Source organism: Arthrobacter sp. 10T413_2 (assembly GCF_056394205.1).
Window position 1 is genome coordinate 1 of sequence record NZ_JBFTHK010000254.1, and the last position, 4,930, is coordinate 4,930.

Consider the following 4,930-nt stretch of genomic DNA (forward strand, 5'->3'; position numbering starts at 1 on the left):
CTTCGGCGCCAGCCTGACCGAGATCGGCGTCATCTTCTCCATCGCGATCGTGATGCTGGGTCTCTCGGCCGCCATCATGGGCACGTGGGTGGACAGGAACGGGCCGCGCAAGGCGATGTTCACCTCTGCCGTGTTCTGGGCCAGCGGCTTCTTGATCGGGTCCCTGGGGATCTTCAGCGGCCAGCTCTGGCTCGTATACCTGGGCTACGGCGTCGTCGGCGGCATCGGGCTGGGGATCGGCTACATTTCGCCGGTCTCCACCCTCATCAAATGGTTCCCCGACCGGCCCGGGCTGGCCACCGGCATGGCCATCATGGGTTTCGGCGGCGGCGCCCTGATCGCCAGCCCCGTCTCGACGGCACTGCTCAAGCTGTACGACCCCAACTCCGGCGCCAAGGGCTGGGTKGCCAGCGGTGACTCGGTGGCCAAGCTCTTCCTGACCCTCGCCGTCGTCTACCTGGCCTACATGATGTTCGGCGCCTTCACCATCAAGGTCCCGGCCGAGGGATGGAAACCGGCAGGCTTCGACCCCGCCAAGGTCAAAGCCGCCGCTCTGGTCACGACGGACAACGTCTCCGCCGGGAACTCGGTGAAGACGCGGCAGTTCTGGCTAGTGTKGATTGCCTTGTTCTGCAATGTCACGGCAGGCATCGGCATCCTGGAACAGGCCGCCCCGATGATCCAGGACTTCTTCCGCCAGTCCGACGGCCCCTCCCTGGTCAGTGCCGCCGTCGCCGCCGGCTTCGTCGGGCTGTTGTCTATCGGCAACATGTCAGGCCGCTTTGCCTGGTCCGCGACCTMCGATGTGACCGGCCGCAAGCGCATCTACATGGTCTACCTCGGCGTCGGCGCCCTGCTTTACACCGTGCTCGCGCTGGCCGGCTCGACGTCCACCGTGCTCTACGTGGCGCTCGCATTTATCATCATTTCCTTCTACGGCGGCGGGTTCGCGACGGCCCCCGCCTACCTGMGTGACCTCTTCGGCACATTCCAGGTCGGTGCCATCCACGGCCGCCTCCTGACCGCCTGGTCCGCGGCCGGCGTCGCCGGTCCGCTGATCGTCAACGCTTTCCTGGACGCGCAGGGCAAGCCCGGCGCGCTCACGGCCGCGTCGTACCAGCCCGCCCTGCTGACCATGGTGGGGCTGCTGGTGATCGGCTTTGTGGCAAACCTGCTGGTCACGCCCGTGGCCGCGCGATTCCACGAACMCCGCCCCGGCCGTGTCCGGCCCGAAGAACCCGCCTTGGAGGCTTGAGATGAGTAGTGCGCAGACACCCGTCACACGGTCCACCGGAAAATTGATTATCGCGTGGGGCCTTGTGGGAGTGCCGCTCGCCTACGGCGTGTACGAGACCCTCACCCGGGTGGCGGCACTGTTTGGCTGACACCGTGGCGGCAGAAGGTTCCCTGCAGCGGCAGCTCACCGGCCCGGCCGCGTTTACGCGCCCGGATCCTTTCACCACCCGCCCCACACTGCAGGGCACGTTCGGGATGAGCGCGTCCACGCATTGGCTCGCGACGGCGGCGGCCCAAGCCGTGTTGGAGCGCGGCGGTAACGCCTTCGATGCCGCCGTGGCGGGCGGTTTCGTGCTGCATGTGGTGGAGCCGCACCTCAACGGACCCGGCGGCGACATGACCGGCGTCTTTGTCACGGCAGATGAACCGTCCAAGCCGGTCGTCCTGATGGGCCAGGGTCCCGCGCCCGCTGGTGCCACCGTGGAGCACTACCTTGCCGAAGGCCTGGACCTCGTGCCGGGCTCCGGTGCCCTCGCCGCCGCGGTGCCTGCCGCCGTCGACGCCTGGTTCCTTCTGCTGCGCGACCACGGCACCTGGGAGCTGGACGCCGTGCTGGACTTCGCGATCGGCTACGCGCGGGACGGCCACCCGATGCTGGGCCGGGTCGGAACCACCATTGCGGCCGTGGCCGCGCTGTTCCAGGCGCACTGGCCCACCTCCGCGGAGCTGTGGATGCCCGGTGGCCGAATCCCGGCTGTGGGTGAGATGGTCAGGAATCCGGCCTATGCCCGGACGCTGGAACGGCTCATCGAGACCGGTGCCGGCGCGTCGTCCCGCGAGGCCCGGATTGATGCGGCCCGGCGCGAGTGGCGCGAGGGATTCGTGGCCCGGGCCATGGTGGATTCGGTTCAGGCCCCGCACCGGCATTCCTCGGGCATGGACCACCGCGGGGTGCTGGCCCTGGCGGATCTGGCGGGGTTCGAAGCCGGGTACGAGGCTGCCTCCACTGTGGAGTTCCGCGGTCACACGATCGCCAAGACAGGTCCGTGGGGCCAGGGGCCTGCGMTGCTCCAGACACTCGCCATCCTGGATGGTTTCGAGGACCGGTACCTCGATCCGTCCACCGAGCTGGGTGCGCACACCATCCTGGAGGCGCAGAAGCTTGCGTTGGCAGACCGGGAAGCGTACTACGGGGACACCGACGTTCCGCTGGACTACCTCCTCTCGGCCGACTACTGCGCCAGCCGCCGCGCCTTGATCACGGACAGGGCGTCCCACGACTTCCGGCCCGGAACAGTGCCGGGCCGTGAGCCGTACATCCCGCCGCTGCGCACCGAATACACGCCGCCTGTGCCCGCTGGCCGGGCGGGTGACGACGCCGCTGGTGTTGCGCTCGACGGCGGCGCGGCTGGCGGCGGTACGGCCGGCAGGCGCGGGGTGGGGTCCCGTCGTCACGCGGCCCTGGGCATCGGGGAGCCGACCGTGGCGCCGACAGGTGAGACCCGGGGCGACACCTGCCACATCGACGTCGTGGACCGGTGGGGGAATATGGTTTCCGCCACGCCGTCCGGTGGCTGGCTGCAGTCCTCGCCCGCGATTCCGGAGCTGGGCTTCTGCCTGGGCACCCGGCTGCAGATGACCTGGCTGGAACCCGGCACGCCGTCCACGCTGACGCCCGGCAAGCGCCCGCGGACCACGTTGACGCCGACTCTCGTGCTGCGCGGCGGCCGGGCCGTGACCGCACTGGGTTCGCCCGGCGGAGACCAGCAGGACCAATGGYAGCTGCCCTACTTGCTGCGGACCATCGTGGGCGGGTACTCGGCTCAGCAGGCAATCGACGCGCCGACGTTCCATACGACGTCGATGCCCKGGTCCTTCTGGCCGCGCACGTGGGAGCCGGGCGGCGCCGTCGTCGAAGGCCGGCTGGGGGAGAACGTCATCGAGGGCTTGGAGCGCCGGGGCCATATTGTCACCCGGGCTGGTGACTGGACGCTGGGACGGCTGTCCGCCGTCGTACGGGAACCTGAAACCGGGGTTCTGCAGGCGGCCGCGAACCCGCGGGGCGCTCAGGGGTACGCCGCGGGCCGGTAGCGGATGGGGCGCTCAGCCGTTGCAGAAATCGTACGGTTCCGGAGGGGCCTTCGCCTGGTTGCTGTTAGCGGCTGGCTTGGAGTTGGTCCATGAAGCTGAGCGACTCAGCGACGATCTGCTGCTGCGCGTGTTCACGGGAGATGCCCGGCTCGCCGTCMCCGGGCTGCTCGCCGTAGTCCCCGAAGAACGCGTGCACGCCGCCCACGACCGTTGCGTAGGTGGTGTTCGGCGGGAGCAGGGATTTCGACGCCGCGATCTTGTCCGGGGTGCTCAGGCCGTCATTCGAGCCGGAGATGGACAGCACCGAGAGGCCGTGGGCGTCTGCCATGTTTTCGGCCGGGTACGAGGCAAACAGGAGCAGTCCGGAGACATCGGAATTCGACTTCGCGAAGGAGGACGCACTCACTCCTCCCAAGGAATGACCACCGACAGCCCAGGAACCGATCTCGGGGTGCCGGTCCATGGCCTCACGGGCCTGGCCGGTGTCCAGCAGGGGGATGCCCAGTGGTGTTTTCAGGATGACCACCAGGTGGCCGGCGTCTGCAAGCGGGCGCAGGATGTCTTGATAGGCGCGCGCATCGACTCTGGCCMCGGGGTAGAAGACKAGCCCCGTGGTGGCTTTGCCTTCCGGGCTGAGGGTGATCGAGGTCGCGTCCTCCGTGATGGTCGCGGTTCTAGTCTCCGCGGTGGTTCCGGCAGGTGCGGTGGTTCCGGTGGTCTGGCCGGCGGTGCCGCTTGGCTGGTAGGGGAACGKGTTGAGCCACACCAACGCCGCGACGACCCCCAAGACCACGACCCTGCCAGCGAGGCCGCGAATCAGTTGCCAGGACGACACGCTGACCCTCTTTTGCCCGTGTTCTCTTGGAATCTGATGTTTGTTCAGACTCCAGCGTTCGAGCAGAGTCGAGCGTTTGACCAGGATGAACGCCCAGAGCAGACCTGCGACGGCCGCGACGATCAGCAGCACGGGCAGTGCGGGGTGGCCGCCGAGGACTGCAGGGTTGCCAATCAGCATCCAGAGCGGAACCACGATCAGCGCGGCGGCGGCGAAGGCGCCGCTCCAGTTCAGCACCGCCGATCTAAAGCCCGGCGACTCGATTCCAGCCGCGTTGACCTGAGCGGACCTTAGGTGTGGGGACTCCAAATCGGCGGGGTCCGGCGCAGGGGCGGACGATTCAGGCCCACGKGTTCCAATCGCTTCATCCGGCCCAGGATCAACAGCAGATTTGCCGGGGTCCTTCKGTATCGCATCGTTCACAGTCCGATGTTATCTCCATGATCGAGATAACTGGAGGGGCGGTCTGGAATCTCTTGGGCTGTTCGGAACGTCGAGGCGCCGTAGCTGCCGACCGAGCTGTCGTGACTGCCGGGTCCGTGATGACACGGCTGTCATGTTAGCCCGGATGACGCCGTCACTGACCGGGCTGCCGCCATAGGCCGCGTTGAGGTGCTGCGGTGTCACTGTCCGGACCGCGGTCATGCCGCCTGGGTGAGTGGGGCGGGGGTGAAGTAGTGGTTGCGGCGGGGTTTCTGGCCGGGGTCGATGTGGGGTGGCGGGATGAACCAGGGAACCCCGGCCCGGAGCCGGATGGTCCACGCCTCT

General features: G+C 68.0%; 4 protein-coding genes. 3 read left to right on the plus strand and 1 reads right to left on the minus strand.

The features are described from left to right. From AC1DBQ_RS21835 to AC1DBQ_RS21845, 3 genes are all read left to right on the plus strand, one after another. On the plus strand, positions 1–1,255 hold a 1,255-nt coding region (locus AC1DBQ_RS21835; RefSeq protein WP_476930507.1), incomplete at its 5' end, for an OFA family MFS transporter. A 1-nt stretch (position 1,256) separates the two neighbouring features. After that, entirely contained in the window at positions 1,257–1,385 is a 129-nt protein-coding gene (locus tag AC1DBQ_RS21840; protein WP_302846578.1) for an MFS transporter small subunit, read from the plus strand. Positions 1,386–1,491: 106 nt separating this feature from the next. Beyond that, positions 1,492–3,327 carry a gamma-glutamyltransferase family protein gene (locus AC1DBQ_RS21845; protein WP_476930509.1) on the plus strand — a complete coding sequence of 612 codons (1,836 nt, stop codon included), beginning with the start codon at positions 1,492–1,494 and terminating at the stop codon, positions 3,325–3,327. 64 nt (positions 3,328–3,391) lie between these two features. Here the strand turns inward: AC1DBQ_RS21845 and AC1DBQ_RS21850 are convergent, their stop codons facing one another. Continuing rightward, entirely contained in the window at positions 3,392–4,399 is a 1,008-nt protein-coding gene (locus AC1DBQ_RS21850) for an alpha/beta hydrolase (protein WP_476930508.1), read from the minus strand. Positions 4,400–4,930: the final 531 nt, after the last annotated feature.